The organism is Serratia sp. CY81684, assembly GCF_052166595.1.
In the GTDB taxonomy this organism is placed as follows: Bacteria; Pseudomonadota; Gammaproteobacteria; order Enterobacterales; family Enterobacteriaceae; genus Serratia; species Serratia nematodiphila.
This window is the reverse complement of record NZ_JBJNOO010000002.1, coordinates 34,421-48,393: the sequence shown is the minus strand read 5'-3', so window position 1 is coordinate 48,393 and position 13,973 is coordinate 34,421. Positions and strand designations below refer to the sequence as shown.

The following is a 13,973-nucleotide window of genomic DNA, read 5'->3' as shown; positions in this document are numbered from 1 at the left end:
GGCGTTGAGCGCCGCCGCTTTCACGGCCGCCGTTCGCCGAACGGCGCCAGCTTCATGCCGACCAGCGTCACCACGCAGATGATCGCCCCGGCGTAAAAGGTGGAGGCGGAACCGAACAGTTCCCACAGGGTTCCGGCCCCGAGACTCGCCAGCAGCAATGCCACGCCGCTGATCAGATTGAACATGCCGAACGCGGTGCCGCGCAGGTGCGCCGGCGCAGTGTGCGCCACCATCGCCGCCAACAGTCCCTGCGTCATGCCCATGTGCACGCCCCACAGCGCCACGCCAAACAGCACGCCCGCCCAATGATCGCTCAGCGCCAATACCAGGTCGGCGGCGATCAGCACCAGCAGCCCGGCTTTCAGCAATCCTTCATGGCTCATGCGGTCGGACAATTTACCGAACGGATAGGCCGAGCAGGCGTAGACCAGATTCATGGCGACCATCACCAGCGGGATCAGCGCCAGCGGCGTGCCGCCCTGCTGCGCCTTCAACACCAGGAACGCTTCACTGAAGCGCGCCAGCGTAAAGATCGCGCCGATGCTCACCACCCACCAATAGCTGCGCCCCAACAGCCGCAGGTTGGCGCGGGTAATCGGGTTGGTGCGCTTGTGGGTTATCGCGGCGGCCGGCTCTTTCAGGCCGAAAAACAGCAGCGCAATCGCCAGCGCCGCCGGGATCGCCGCCACCCAGAAGATGGCGCGAAAATCGTTGTGCCACAGCAGCATCAGGCCGACGGCCAGCAGCGGCCCTAAAAAGGCGCCGACGGTATCCAGCGACTGGCGCAGCCCGAAAGCCGCGCCGCGGATCTCCGGCGGCGTCACGTCGGCCACCAGGGCATCGCGCGGCGCCCCGCGGATGCCTTTGCCCACGCGATCCAGCAGGCGCGCGCTCATCACCATGCCGGACGACGACGCGATGGCGAAAAACGGTTTGCTGATGGCGCCCAGCCCATAGCCCAGCAGCGCCAGCCCCTTGCGTTTGCCGAGGTAATCGCTGAGCACGCCGGAGAACACCTTGACGATTAACGCCGTCGCCTCCGCCAGCCCTTCGATCAGACCGATGACAATCACGCTGGCACCGAGCGTCGTCGCCATAAACAGCGGCAACAGGCTATGGATCATCTCCGAGGAAACGTCCATCAGCAGGCTCACGCCACCCAATACCCACACGCCGCGCGGTATGCGGCCCAACGTAGCGAAACGCGACGACATGGTTCATCCTCGATCGATTCAGCGCCGCCAGAGGCGCCTCATGATTTTTCCAAGATTGGTTAGTTGATTTTGTTCGTTCACAGATCTGCCGCCTTTAGAGATAGTGCAACGACCGTGTGACACCCATAATAATGAAGGTAATTAACATAATGATATATAGCAAAAAGATGATAGTGATTGCGGCGCTGCTGAGTTTTTCCGCCGCCGCCGCACCAGGCGTGGATCTCGTCGCCAACGAAACGCCGATCCACACGGTGAAGAGCGCCGAAGCCGTGGCCAAAATCCCCGCCGGCTTCCGGTTCGTGGAACCCGGCACGCTGACGGTTGCCATTTCTCTGCTGGGCAGCGGCCCGCCGTTCGGCCTGTACGCCCGCGACAATAAAACGGTGATCGGCAGCGAGGCGGACATTGCGCGCCTGGTGGCCGACGGTTTGGGGTTGAAACTCAAGCTGGTGCCCACCTCGTGGGAAGACTGGCCGCTGGGGGTGGCCTCCGGCAAATATGACGCCGCGGTTTACAACATCACCGTGACCAACGAACGCAAGACCAAATTCGATTTCGCCACCTATCGGCAGGATACGCTGGGTTTCTACGTCAAGTCCGACAGTAAAATCACCCAGATCAAAACCGCGCCGGATATCGCCGGTAAAAAGATCATCGTCGACTCCGGCACCAATCAGGAAGCGGTGCTGCTGGCCTGGGACAAAGAGAACCGCGCCAAGGGGCTCGCGCCGCTGCAGCCGGTGTATGTCACCGACAAGGCCGCCTCCACGCTGGCTATTCAGTCCGGCCGCGCCGACGCCACCTTCGGGCCCAACGTTTCCGGCGCTTATCAGGCGCGGCTGACCGGCAAAACCCGGCTGGTGGGTATCGTGCCCGGCGGCTGGCCGAAGACCGCCAACATCGCCGTCACGCTGAAGAAAGGCAACGGCCTGGTGGACGCGGTGCAGGCTTCGCTCAACAGCGCCATCGCCAACGGCAGCTATCTGCAGGTGCTGGATCGCTGGGCGGAGAGCGACGAGAAGATTGCCCATTCCGAGATTAACCCGCCGGGGCTGGGGGATTGAGAGAGCAACAGGCCCCGCGCAGCGGGGCCTTATCGCCGCTCAATCGCGCCGCCTTATTCCGCCGCCGTTTTCTACCTCCCCAGCTTGCGGTACAGCGTGCTGCGTGAAACGCCGAGCGCCTTCGCCGCCCGGCTGAGATTGCCGCCCGCCCTGTCGATCGCCGCCTGCAGCGCCCCCAGATCGGTATCGGCGTTCTCTTGCCGCGGCGCCAGCACCGCGATGGACTGAGGAAGATCGTCCAGGGTAAGCACCGCATGATCGTCCGCCAGCGCCAGCAGCACCTTGAGCGTACTCAACAGTTGCCGCACGTTGCCGGGCCACGGATAGCGCGCCAGCATCGCCAGCGCCTCCGGCAACAGACGAATGTCGCGCCGCTCGCCGCCCAGCTCTCGCCACAGCTGCAAAATGAAGGCCTCCAGCTGCGCCCGCTCTCTGAGCGGCGGAATGCGCAGGCTGTATTCCTGTATGCGGTACAGCAAATCCTCGCGAAACGCCCCCGCCTCTACCTGCCGATGCAGATCGTGGTGCGTGGCGCAGACCAGCGCAAATTCGACCGGATAAGCGCTGCGGCTGCCGAGCGGGGTGACCGTTTTTTCCTGTAACACCCGCAGCAGGCGCGTTTGCACGCCCGCCGGCATGTCGCCGATTTCATCGAGAAACAGCACGCCGCCGTCCGCCTCGCGGATCTTGCCGATGTAGCCTTTCGGATTGGCGCCGGTAAACGCCCCCGGCGCATAGCCAAACAGTTCGGATTCGATCAGCGGCTCAGGCAGCGCCGCGCAGTTGATCGCCACGAAGTTGCCATTACGCCAGCGGCTCTCTTGAAACAGGCGGCGGCTGAAATGCTCTTTACCGCAGCCGGTTTCGCCGGTCACGCACAGCGAAAGGCCGGCGTTGAGAATGCGCAGCGCTTTCTGATGCTGCTCGTCGTGCCGTTCCGCCGGCGGCGCAGAACGCAAAGCGCTGACGCGGCGCTGCGGCGCCTCAAGCAACGAATAATAGTGCTGTTGATTGCCGGCCAGCGTCTGGCGCGGTGCCCCGGAAGGCTGTCGCAACAGGTCGGGAAACAGCTGGGTGAACTCAACGGAGCCGAATGAGGCCGATGAGAGCTGGAACTCCATCATCGCCAGTCGATTGGCGGCGATCAGCACTTCGTCGTGAAACACCAGCAGCAGCTCTTGCGCGCTGCCCAGGCAGCGGGCATCGGCGTGCAGACGCAGCGTCCAGTGGCGGTCGGCGATCGCGCTTCTGACCCAGCGGTGTTCGATATGCCGCACCGCCTGCATGATCAGGCGCTGTGCATCGCGGTACGGGCGCTGCGCGGGTGCGGAGAGATCCAGTATGCCGGCAATGCGGCCATCCGGCCGATAGATCGGTGCGGCGGTGCAGTTCAATCCGGCATTTTGGTTGAGAAAATGCTGGTCGCCGCGCACTTCGCAGAACGCGCCCAGCGCCAGCGCGGTGCCGATGGCGTTGGTGCCCCGCTCCGCTTCTCCCCACTGGTTGCCCGGCGCCAGCGCAAAGCGCGACGCCTTATGCAGAAAGTCGGTATTGCCGCGGGTTTCCAGCACCAGCCCGGCGGCGTCGGCGATCACCACAATGGCGGGCTGGCGCGTAATTTGCGCGCCCAGCTGCTCGATCAGCGGCTGTACCCGCTGCGGCACCCAATCGTTGCGGCTGCGCAGCTCTTCGAGCAATCCGGCTTTGATAAACGGGATATGTTGATCGGTGCGCGTCAAGCCATAACCCTGGCTGCGTTGCCAGGATTCCGCCAACGGCTGGGTCAGCAAGCTGGTGCCCTCTGCGGGCAAGCGGTCGTCAGACAACATGCGTTTCTCCCCCGTTCGCGAGTGTTGCAAATGTGTATCATAAATGTGTATCAAGCGTTGCGACACGGGACACAAAAAATCATCGGCGACGGCGGCGCCGCCCGAAGTTCTCAGCCCTCTCAATGCTTAAGGTTTTAATAACTCGTTCTTTTTTTACGGATGCTACTTCTGTCGCTAATCTGGCACGCGCCGTGCTTCTCTGTGCTGCGGCGACAGGCCGCATTCACAGGCGCAGCCCAATAGCGCCGCTTTTCATCTGCAGAGAGGTGCTTAACATGAAATATGTCCACCCCGGTTTGCCTGGCTCGCTGGTTTCGTTCCGCAAACGCTATGGCAACTACATTGGCGGCAAATTCGTCGAACCGGTATCCGGCAACTACTTCACCAACACCTCGCCGGTGACCGGCCAGCCGATCGCCGAATTCCCGCGTTCCGACGCCAAAGACATCGAGCTGGCGCTTGACGCGGCGCATGCGGCGGCGGACGCCTGGGGTAAAACCAGCGTGCAGGAGCGTTCCAACGTGCTGCTGGCGATCGCCGATCGCATCGAATCGCGGCTGGAGATGCTGGCGCTGACCGAAACCTGGGACAACGGCAAACCGATCCGCGAAACCCTGAATGCCGATCTGCCGTTGGCGGTCGACCATTTCCGTTACTTTGCCGGTTGCCTGCGCGCGCAGGAAGGCACCGCGGCGGAGATCGACCAGAACACCGTGGCCTACCATATCTATGAACCGCTGGGCGTGGTCGGCCAGATCATTCCGTGGAATTTCCCGCTGCTGATGGCCGCCTGGAAACTGGCGCCAGCGCTGGCGGGCGGTAACTGCGTGGTGCTGAAACCGGCGGAACAAACGCCGCTCGGCATCAGCGTGCTGATGGAAGAGATCGGCGATCTGCTGCCGCCGGGCGTGCTCAACGTGGTACAAGGTTTCGGCGCCGAGGCCGGCGAAGCGCTGGCGCGCAGCAAACGCATCGAAAAAATCGCCTTCACCGGCTCCACGCCGGTCGGCCGCCACATCCTCGCCTGTGCGGCGGAGAACATCATCCCCAGCACCGTCGAGCTGGGCGGAAAATCGCCGAACATTTATTTTGAAGACATCATGCAGGCGGAACCGGAGTTTATCGACAAAGCGGTTGAGGGGCTGGTGCTGGGCTTCTTCAACCAGGGGGAGGTGTGCACCTGCCCTTCACGCGCGCTGATCCAGGAATCCATCTACCCGCAGTTTATGGAGAAAGTGCTGGCGCGTATCGCTACCATCCGCCAGGGCGATCCCTTCGACACCGAGACCATGATCGGCGCCCAGGCGTCAAAACAGCAGTACGACAAGATCCTGTCCTATATCGAGATCGCTAAAAACGAGGGAGGCAAAATCGTTGCGGGCGGCGAGCCCGCCCAGCGCGGCGACGAAGTGCAAAACGGTTTCTACCTGCAGCCGACGCTGATTACCGGCAACAACAGCATGCGTTTCTTCCGCGAGGAGATCTTCGGGCCGGTGATTGGCGTCACCACCTTCAAGGATGAGGCCGAAGCCCTGGCGCTGGCCAACGACACCGAGTTTGGGCTGGGCGCCGGGCTGTGGACCCGCGACATCAACCGCGCTTACCGCATGGGCCGCGCGATCAAGGCCGGCCGCGTGTGGACCAACTGCTACCACCTGTACCCGGCGCACGCCGCGTTCGGCGGCTACAAGAACTCCGGCATCGGACGCGAAACCCACAAGGCGGCGCTGTCGCACTATCAACAGGTGAAAAACCTGCTGGTCAGCTACGACGCCAAGCCGCTGGGCCTGTTCTGAATCCGGCGTAATGACAAGAAGGCCACCCGCAGGTGGCCTTCTTTTTTCGCGTGGCCTACTTCGCCATGCCGAGATCGATCACCATGCGACCGCGAATGGTGCCCGCCTTCATCTCGTCGAAGATGGCGTTGATATCCCCCAGCGGCCGCTTGGTCACTTTCGGCGTCACCTTGCCTTCGGCGGCGAACTGGAACGCCTCCTTCAGATCTTCGCGCGTGCCCACCAGCGAACCCACCACCTGAATGCCGTCCAGCACCAGGCGCGGAATGCTCAGATCCATGCTCTCCGGCGGCAGCCCCACGGCCACCACTTTACCGCCGGCGCGCACCGCATTCACCGCCGAGTTGAAGGCGGCTTTCGCCACCGCCGTCACCACCGCCGCGTGAGCGCCGCCGGTTTGCTGCTGAATGATCTCCTCCGCGTTTTGCGTTTTGGAGTTGATGGTCAGATCGGCGCCGATCTGTTTGGCGAACTCCAGCTGACCGTCGTTGACGTCGATGGCGACCACTTTGGCGTTAAACACGTTCTTGGCATACTGCAGCGCCAGGTTGCCCAGCCCGCCCAAGCCGTAGATGGCGATCCACTGCCCCGGTTTGATATCGGAAATCTTCACCGCCTTGTAGGTGGTGACGCCGGCGCAGGTGATGCTGCTGGCGGCGAAAGAATCGAGCCCATCCGGCACTTTCACCGCGTAGTCCGCCACCACGATGCACTCTTCCGCCATGCCGCCGTCAACGCTATAGCCGGCGTTTTTCACCGAGCGGCACAGGGTCTCGTTGCCGCTGACGCAGTATTCGCAATGGCCGCACCCCTGGTAAAACCAGGCGACGCTGGCGCGGTCACCCACTTTTAACGAGGTGACGCCCTCACCGACGGCGGAGACCACGCCGATGCCCTCATGCCCCAACGTAATGCCCGGCACCTCACCGAAATCGCCATTTTTCACGTGCAAATCGGTGTGGCACACCCCGCAACACTCCATTTTCAACGCCGCTTCGCCGTGCTTCAGCGGGCGCAGCACTTTATCCTGAATGTCTACGGTATGGTTTTTCGTCACTACGGCAGCTTTCATGGTGTTTTCCTTAGCAGAGTGGGAAGTACAGTTGTTAATGTAGTGACTGTATTCGGTGAGGGCAAGTACCACCTGTTTTGTGTAAAAACAAATAATTAAATATGAATCAGTCTGCTTATTTCATAAAAAACCATTAACAGACGGCGCGATCGTTTTGAGATTGGCAGCCGTGAACGATCGCGCCTCCACGGCTTGATTTATCCCTTGAAGCGATTAACTGGGATTTTGAGGTAGTGCCGCCCATCATCTTCGCAATCTGGCAGAACGCCGCCGCGAATATTGACCTGCAGCGCCATCAGCATCAATTCCGGATGCGGCAACGTGGCGTCTCGCTGCTTTCTTTGCGCGATAAATTGGGCCTTATCCATGTTGGCCACCCAGGGGTTGTTCTCGCGCTGCTCTCGCACGGTGCTTTCCCAGCGGGCCTCACGCCCCGCTGGGCGATAATCATGGCCGGTAAACAGGCGGGTATCCGCAGGCAGGCTCAAGATCCGCTGCAACGAATCCCACAGGGCTTCCGCATTTCCGCCGGGGAAATCGGCCCTTGCGGTGCCGCTGTCCGGCATGAAAAACGTATCGTGAATAAACGCCGCATCGGCGATGTGATAAGTGACGGACGCCAAGGTGTGGCCAGGAGACAGCAAGACTTCAGCACGCAGGTTGCCGATAAAAAAGACGTCCCCATCCGCAAACAGCGCATCCCACAGGGTCTCGGCGGGAGGCAGTTCCTTCAAATTATAAATGTCTTGCCACAGCCCCTGCACGGCGGTAATTTTTTCGCCTATGCCGGTGAGGGCGCCGGTTTTCTGCGCCAGCCAGGTGGCGGCAGAAAAATGGTCGGCATGCGGGTGCGTATCCAACACCCAGGCCACTCCCCATCCTTGCTGCTGGATAAAGCTTAAAATGGTGCGGGCCTGCTGATGCGAGACCGTGCCCGATCGGCGATCAAAATCCAGCACCGGGTCGATGATGGCGCAGCGACGCGCTGCGGGATCGGCGATGACATACTGCAGGCTGCCGCTTTCCGGCTCATAAAACGCGTGCACTTGCGCGTGAGGCTGAACGGCCTGATGCCGGCCATACCAGCCCAGCGCCTTATCGGCATCGGCGCCATACTCTGCACACTGGCTGCGAAATTGCGCTTCGTCTATCTGGCCTTCGCGCAGCGCATACAGCAGGGAAAGGCAGGCAGAACGCGCTCCGCTCCTGCAATGCGCCAGGGTCTTCTCACCCCGCCGCAACAGGTAATGGAAGATATAAACGGTCTCCCAGGTCAGCGTGTCGAATGTGTAAGGCAGATAGACGTAGCCCATTCCCCATTGCTCAGCCAACGCTTTTTCTTGTTGATGGTTAAGGTACTCGCCCGGCTCTTCATCTGGCCGATTGTTGACGATAAACCGATAGCCTTGTTGATGCAGGATGGCGAAATCATTCGCTGCGGGCGCCCCCGAAAAGGAGAGCTGATGATGGTAAGTACGGATGTGCATATTTTTTCCTTTTGTTTTATAGGCTTTTAAAAAGCATATAAAGGGCCAGCACCAACAACATGCCGGCATAGAGCACACGGATAATGTCCTCGCGTTTTTTCAGGCGCTCGGTGAGCGCCACCCCCACGACGCCCCCCAGAACGCCGCCGACGATGAGCCAGCAGGTAATGACCAGCGACACCTTGCCGGACATGGCATAGCTTGCGCTTGTCGATAATCCCATGGCGGAAACCACGACCAGTGAGGTCGCCACCGCTTCAACCAGCGAAAAGCGGAAGAACCAGAGCAGCGCCGGCACCACCAAAAATCCGCCGCCGATGCCCAAAAAACCGGCCACCGCGCCCAGCGCCAGCACGCTGGGCCACACGATGGCGGGATGAAATGTCGGATGGGAGGACGGTAATCCGTTGCCTGCCCGATGATTTTTTTTCAGCGTCAATCCGGCGACAACCAGCATCAGCAGAGAGAAAGGCAGGGTTAAATGGTGCCCGTCCGTCATTTTTCCCACCTGAGAGCCCGCCAGCGTTCCCACCACCGCCACCAGCGAAACGGTAACGCCGGTTTGCCACCGGACGTTTCCTTTGGCGGCATGAACAAAAAGATTGATCAGCGCGCTAATGGCAACGGACATGGCACTGGTGCCTATAACCAAGTGCGTATCCGGGATTTTCACCATATACAGCAGCAAGGGCACGCAGACGATGGATCCGCCTCCCCCGGTCAGAGCCAGGAGAAATCCGACTATTCCCCCGGTTATCACCAACAGCATCAGGGTATAAAAAGTAAAATGGAAAAAATCCAATGCATTAATTCCCTTTCGATATTTATGGCATTTATTAACGATCAGTTTGCGTTGATTGTCAAATAACTTATTACATTTAGCTATTACATATAACTAAATCGAATATGTGATTTTTAATATAACCATAAGTTCTATAAATTATCTTTAAATCTGAGCCACAACCCCCTACTTTCTTATGAAAGGAGACCTGCATGAAACCAGAAAAAATAAACACCCTGAAGAAAGTTGTTGTTATTGGCGGTGGTTCATCTGGCATCGGCGTCATCGCAAGCATAAGGAAGCGAGTTAAAGATGCGGATATAACTGTCGTTGAACCCAATGACTGTCATTATTACCAGCCGGCATGGACCCTGGTGGGCGGCGGGCTCTTTGATATCAATAAAACGCAGCGCGCCATGCGCGATGTTATTCCTTCTGGCGTCTCATGGCTCCAGGACAGCGTTGTCAGGGTTGATCCCAGTGAAAAATATATCGAGACCCGTCAGGGTAAACGCGTAAGCTATGATTTCCTTATTGTTGCCTGCGGCCTTGTTTTACGTTGGGATAAAATAGAAGGCCTTGAAGAGACGTTAGGATTTAACGGCGTCACCTCTAATTATCGTTTTGATCTTGCAGAATACACCTGGCAACTGGTCCGGGAGATGCAAGGCGGCAAGGCGATATTTTCCCAACCCACGCTTCCCATAAAATGCGCCGGCGCGCCGCAAAAAGCCTTATATCTTTCATGCGATCATTGGCGGCGGCAAGGCGTTCTGAATAATATTAACGTCAATTTCTGCCTTGCGGGCACGGTGGTTTTCGGCATTCCGCAATTTGTCCCCCCGCTGAGCGGCTATTTGGAAAAATACCGTGCACAGGTCAACTTCAATCATAATTTAATCCGTATAGATGGCGAAAATCGGCAAGCGATATTTGCCGTGGAGACAAATGAAGAAGAAAAACGCGAGTTAACCCTGCCCTTCGATATGCTTCACGTGGTGCCGCCTCAATCAGCCCCGGCGTTTATTTCGCAAAGCGGACTCGCGGATGGCGCCGGCTGGTGCGATGTGGATAAATTGACGCTGCAACATAAGCATTGGCCGGATATTTTTGCGGTAGGCGACTGTTGCTCAACGCCAAACGCCAAAACCCTGGCGGCAGCGCGAAAGCAGGTGGTAGTGGTGGCGGAAAACGTCGCGGCACGTATTCATGGCACGCCTCTCACAGCCCATTATGATGGTTATGGTTCCTGTCCATTGACGGTCGAGAAAGGCAAAGTTGTGCTGGCGGAGTTTGGCTATGATGGTAAATTGCTGCCCACGTTTCCACTGCTCGACGCAACCCAGCCCAGCCGTATGGCCTGGTGGCTGAAAGCCTGGTTTTTACCCCGGTTTTACTGGGCGGGCATGCTGCGCGGGGTTGAATGGTTTGCCGGAAGCAAGCGGCCGTGATGCACACTCGGCTCCCCTTGTCGCTCTGGCCGCAGCAGGCGCTTGACTATTTGGCGATACACAGCCACCATCGCTTGCGAGCCAGCAGGCTGATTGCAAGCCGTCACCACTAACCGGTCGATCAACGATGAAAAACGCACCCGCCGTTACGATTCACTACTGTTCACAATGCAACTGGCTGCTGCGCGCCGGCTGGATGGCGCAAGAGCTGCTGAACACCTTCGGCGACGATCTCGCCTCCGTCACCCTGATGCCGGGCACCGGCGGGGTCTACCAAATCAGCGTCGATGGCGTGATGATTTGGGATCGCAAGATTGACGGCGGCTTCCCCGATGCGGCGCAGTTAAAGCAGCGGCTGCGCGATCACAGCTTCCCCGATCGTTCACTCGGCCACAGCGACGGTAAAAAAGCCAGACACTGAAGGCCGTCAGCGCCCCGTCGGCGGCTGCGCGCCGAGAATGCGCGGCATTGTTTCTTTCATCATTTCCATGAATTTGCGTAAACGCGCGGGATAATAGCTGGCGTAGGGATACAACAGGTAAATAGGCAGTGGCTCAGCTCGCCACAGGGGTAACAGCGTCTGCAGAGCGCCTTGCGCCAATTCTTCTTTCACCACCCAAGACGACACTATCGCGACGCCCAGCCCTTCCAGCGCCGCCTTGCGCGCCGCATAAAGGCTGTCGGTGCTCAACCTCGGCGCGATGTCGAAACGCCGCTGTTCACCGCTGGTCGCGTGGGTCAAGACGACCTCATTACGATAAAAACTGTTTACCGCCAGCCACGGCAATGAGGCCAAATCGTCGAGATCGACGATCGCCGGTCGTTCAGCCAACAGCGCCGGTGACGCCACCGTGCTGCGCGGCACCTCCGCCAGCAACACCGCCACGACCGACGGATCGGTCACCGCACCGACGTGAATGGCGCAATCCACGCCTTCGGGAATAAAGTCCGGAGAATGATCGTTCAGCGTCCACTCAACGTAAGTTTGCGGGTAGCGCCGCAAATACTCGCCCAACGGACCGATCAGCTGATCCTGGCCGAATGCGTGCGGCGCCCGCACGCGCAACACGCCGACCGGTTCGTCGCGCGCGCCGCCAAGCCCTTCTTCCAGGCTTTGCCATTGTTCAATCAGCCCCCGCGCCTGGCGGTAACAGCGCTCGCCGTCGTCGGTCAGTTTGAGGGCGTGGGTGGTCCGCTGGATCAGTTTGGCGCCCAGCAGCTGTTCCAATGCCTGCAGACGCCGGCTAATCGTCGGCTGCGAAGTGCCCAGCTGCTGCGCCGCCGCCGACAGGCTGCCGCTTTTGACGATGCGCACCAGCGTATGCAGCAAAGTTATGCGGTCGCCGTTAGGTAAGTTAATTTTATTCATACGTTGAGTGTATAACAGTTTTACCTGCGAGGGGGCTACAGCGGCATGAAGCAAGCGGTAAAAATGGCCACACATTCACCTTGCAGGAATTTTTGCCATGAGCACCGCCACCACCCACGGCGCACCGTCCGCCAACGTCGTATTTCTGCTGGCCGCCGGCGCCGGCCTCAGCGTCGCATCAATCTATTACAGCCAGCCCATGCTTGGCATGATGGGCGCCGATTTCCACGCCGGCGTCGCCGATGCCGGCATGGTGCCGACGCTGACTCAGTTAGGCTATGCGCTGGGCATTTTACTGTTGGCACCGCTCGGCGACCGGTACGATCGCCGGCGGATCATTCTGGTAAAAGGCGCGCTGCTGACGCTGACGCTGTTACTCTGCGCTTTTGCTGCCTCGTTCCCGCTGTTGTTGCTCAGCAGCCTGGCGATAGGCCTGACCGCCACCGTCGCGCAGGACATTATCCCCGCCGCCGCCACGCTGGCGCCAGAGGCCAGCCGCGGCAAAACCGTCGGCGCAGTGATGACCGGGCTATTGGCCGGCATTTTGCTGTCGCGGGTGTTCAGCGGCGCGCTCGCCGAGTACGCCGGCTGGCGCAGCGTCTACGCACTCGCGGCGCTGGGCGTTTTGCCGATCACGCTGGCGATCTGGCGCATGTTGCCGCGTCTTCGCCCTCATAACGCGCTGAGTTACCCCGCGCTGCTGCGCTCGCTGGGACATCTGTGGGCCGAGTATCCCGCGCTGCGGCGCGCAACGCTGGCGCAAGGCTTTCTGTCATTGGGCTTCAGCGCTTTCTGGTCAACGCTGGCGTTGATGCTGGCGGAGCGCTACCAGATCGGCAGCGCGGCCGCCGGCGCGTTTGGCCTGGCGGGGGCGGCGGGTGCGCTGGCGGCGCCGTTGGCGGGCAGTCTGGCCGATCGGCACGGCCCTGACGTCGTGACCCGTATCGGCGCGGGACTGGTTCTGGCCTCCTTCGCCTTGATGTTTCTGCTGCCGCTGTTGCCGCTCCCGGCGCAACTGGCGCTCATTGCGCTGAGCGCCGTCGGATTCGACCTGGGCATCCAGGCTACGCTGATCGCGCACCAAACCATCGTTTACGGTCTCGATCCGGCAGCCCGCAGCCGATTGAACGCCCTCTTGTTCACCGGCGTGTTCATCGGTATGGCGACCGGCGCCGCCCTCGGCAGCCGCATTCTGGCAAGCACGGGCTGGCCGGGCGTCGTGGCGCTGGCGACGGCGGCGGGGGCCGTGGCGCTGTGGATCCGCAGCGGGCGCAAAACGGCGCGCGTAGTGGCCTGATAGCGCCCTCTGCTGGCGCAAGCGGTTGATTTCACCCAGGCCTCTTGCGCTATACTGAGCGCCCTTTTTGCTACGCATTTAAAACAATTTTATGATGGAACGCTTGCTAGAAAACGCGATGTACGCCTCCCGCTGGCTGCTCGCGCCGGTTTATTTCGGCCTTTCGCTCACTCTGGTCGCCCTGTCGATCAAGTTTTTTCAGGAAATTCTCCACGTCCTGCCAAATATTTTTGCCGTTACCGAAGCCGATCTGGTGTTGACCTTGCTGTCGCTGATCGACATGGCGCTGGTCGGCGGTCTGTTGGTGATGGTGATGTTCTCCGGCTATGAAAACTTCGTCTCGCAATTGGATATCACCGAAGGGAAAGAGAAACTGAGCTGGCTGGGCAAAATGGACGCCACCTCGCTGAAAAACAAGGTCGCCGCATCTATCGTCGCCATCTCCTCCATTCACCTGCTGCGGGTGTTTATGGACGCCAAGAACGTGCCCGACAACAAGCTGATGTGGTATGTGATCATCCACCTCACCTTTGTGCTCTCCGCCTTCGTGATGGGTTATTTGGACAAGGTGACCCGCTCCAAGCACTAAACGCGCCACCACGCCCGATCG

Annotated in this window: 12 protein-coding genes; 6 read left to right on the top strand and 6 right to left on the bottom strand. The window is 59.9% G+C overall.

Annotation, left to right across the window (positions count from 1 at the left end):
• Positions 1–20: 20 nt before the first annotated feature.
• Positions 21–1,214, bottom strand: a complete 1,194-nt coding sequence (locus tag ACJ8QF_RS07765) for an MFS transporter (RefSeq protein ID WP_197753963.1) — start codon at positions 1,212–1,214, stop codon at positions 21–23.
• A gap of 149 nt (positions 1,215–1,363) precedes the next feature.
• Between ACJ8QF_RS07765 and ACJ8QF_RS07760 the strand changes: the two genes are divergently transcribed.
• A complete protein-coding gene (locus ACJ8QF_RS07760) occupies positions 1,364–2,281 on the top strand; it encodes an ABC transporter substrate-binding protein (protein ID WP_021504584.1) in 918 nt (305 codons plus the stop codon).
• 71 nt (positions 2,282–2,352) lie between these two features.
• On the opposite strand, the gene ACJ8QF_RS07755 is transcribed toward ACJ8QF_RS07760, so the two are convergent.
• Positions 2,353–4,110, bottom strand: a complete 1,758-nt coding sequence (locus ACJ8QF_RS07755) for a sigma-54-dependent Fis family transcriptional regulator (protein WP_131164205.1) — start codon at positions 4,108–4,110, stop codon at positions 2,353–2,355.
• Between the two features lie 275 nt (positions 4,111–4,385).
• On the opposite strand from ACJ8QF_RS07755, the gene exaC reads away from it, so the two are divergent.
• Positions 4,386–5,906: an acetaldehyde dehydrogenase ExaC gene (gene exaC, locus ACJ8QF_RS07750; RefSeq protein WP_015377854.1), complete on the top strand. Its 1,521-nt coding sequence runs from the start codon at positions 4,386–4,388 to the stop codon at positions 5,904–5,906.
• 55 nt (positions 5,907–5,961) lie between these two features.
• On the opposite strand, the gene adhP is transcribed toward exaC, so the two are convergent.
• The 3 genes from adhP to ACJ8QF_RS07735 form a co-directional block, all read right to left on the bottom strand.
• Positions 5,962–6,978, bottom strand: a complete 1,017-nt coding sequence (gene adhP, locus ACJ8QF_RS07745; RefSeq protein WP_437188897.1) for an alcohol dehydrogenase AdhP — start codon at positions 6,976–6,978, stop codon at positions 5,962–5,964.
• A gap of 197 nt (positions 6,979–7,175) precedes the next feature.
• Entirely contained in the window at positions 7,176–8,465 is a 1,290-nt protein-coding gene (gene blh, locus ACJ8QF_RS07740; RefSeq protein ID WP_442537427.1) for a bifunctional sulfur transferase/dioxygenase Blh, read from the bottom strand.
• A gap of 16 nt (positions 8,466–8,481) precedes the next feature.
• Positions 8,482–9,267 (bottom strand): sulfite exporter TauE/SafE family protein, encoded by a 786-nt coding sequence (locus ACJ8QF_RS07735; RefSeq protein WP_080352427.1) that lies wholly within the window; start codon positions 9,265–9,267, stop codon positions 8,482–8,484.
• 191 nt (positions 9,268–9,458) lie between these two features.
• Between ACJ8QF_RS07735 and ACJ8QF_RS07730 the strand changes: the two genes are divergently transcribed.
• Both ACJ8QF_RS07730 and ACJ8QF_RS07725 read left to right on the top strand, forming a co-directional pair.
• Complete coding sequence (locus ACJ8QF_RS07730; RefSeq protein ID WP_342579375.1) at positions 9,459–10,697, top strand: NAD(P)/FAD-dependent oxidoreductase; 1,239 nt, start codon at positions 9,459–9,461, stop codon at positions 10,695–10,697.
• Between the two features lie 127 nt (positions 10,698–10,824).
• The gene (locus ACJ8QF_RS07725; protein WP_004928553.1) at positions 10,825–11,118 is read left to right on the top strand and encodes a SelT/SelW/SelH family protein; all 294 of its coding nucleotides are present in this window, start codon (positions 10,825–10,827) and stop codon (positions 11,116–11,118) included.
• Between the two features lie 6 nt (positions 11,119–11,124).
• On the opposite strand, the gene ACJ8QF_RS07720 is transcribed toward ACJ8QF_RS07725, so the two are convergent.
• Complete coding sequence (locus tag ACJ8QF_RS07720; protein WP_442537426.1) at positions 11,125–12,066, bottom strand: LysR family transcriptional regulator; 942 nt, start codon at positions 12,064–12,066, stop codon at positions 11,125–11,127.
• 97 nt (positions 12,067–12,163) lie between these two features.
• Between ACJ8QF_RS07720 and ACJ8QF_RS07715 the strand changes: the two genes are divergently transcribed.
• Both ACJ8QF_RS07715 and ACJ8QF_RS07710 read left to right on the top strand, forming a co-directional pair.
• Positions 12,164–13,363 carry an MFS transporter gene (locus tag ACJ8QF_RS07715; RefSeq protein ID WP_442537425.1) on the top strand — a complete coding sequence of 400 codons (1,200 nt, stop codon included), beginning with the start codon at positions 12,164–12,166 and terminating at the stop codon, positions 13,361–13,363.
• A 94-nt stretch (positions 13,364–13,457) separates the two neighbouring features.
• A complete protein-coding gene (locus ACJ8QF_RS07710) occupies positions 13,458–13,952 on the top strand; it encodes a TIGR00645 family protein (protein ID WP_004928561.1) in 495 nt (164 codons plus the stop codon).
• Positions 13,953–13,973: the final 21 nt, after the last annotated feature.

Excerpts from the sequence above, each read along its gene's own strand:
- ACJ8QF_RS07715 (WP_442537425.1), top strand. The coding sequence starts at position 12,164 with ATGAGCACCGCCACCACCCACGGCGCACCGTCCGCCAACGTCGTATTT.
- adhP (WP_437188897.1), bottom strand. The coding sequence starts at position 6,978 with ATGAAAGCTGCCGTAGTGACGAAAAACCATACCGTAGACATTCAGGAT.
- blh (WP_442537427.1), bottom strand. The coding sequence starts at position 8,465 with ATGCACATCCGTACTTACCATCATCAGCTCTCCTTTTCGGGGGCGCCC.
- ACJ8QF_RS07720 (WP_442537426.1), bottom strand. The coding sequence starts at position 12,066 with ATGAATAAAATTAACTTACCTAACGGCGACCGCATAACTTTGCTGCAT.
- ACJ8QF_RS07730 (WP_342579375.1), top strand. The coding sequence starts at position 9,459 with ATGAAACCAGAAAAAATAAACACCCTGAAGAAAGTTGTTGTTATTGGC.
- ACJ8QF_RS07710 (WP_004928561.1), top strand. The coding sequence starts at position 13,458 with ATGGAACGCTTGCTAGAAAACGCGATGTACGCCTCCCGCTGGCTGCTC.
- ACJ8QF_RS07725 (WP_004928553.1), top strand. The coding sequence starts at position 10,825 with ATGAAAAACGCACCCGCCGTTACGATTCACTACTGTTCACAATGCAAC.
- ACJ8QF_RS07760 (WP_021504584.1), top strand. The coding sequence starts at position 1,364 with ATGATATATAGCAAAAAGATGATAGTGATTGCGGCGCTGCTGAGTTTT.
- ACJ8QF_RS07765 (WP_197753963.1), bottom strand. The coding sequence starts at position 1,214 with ATGTCGTCGCGTTTCGCTACGTTGGGCCGCATACCGCGCGGCGTGTGG.
- exaC (WP_015377854.1), top strand. The coding sequence starts at position 4,386 with ATGAAATATGTCCACCCCGGTTTGCCTGGCTCGCTGGTTTCGTTCCGC.
- ACJ8QF_RS07755 (WP_131164205.1), bottom strand. The coding sequence starts at position 4,110 with ATGTTGTCTGACGACCGCTTGCCCGCAGAGGGCACCAGCTTGCTGACC.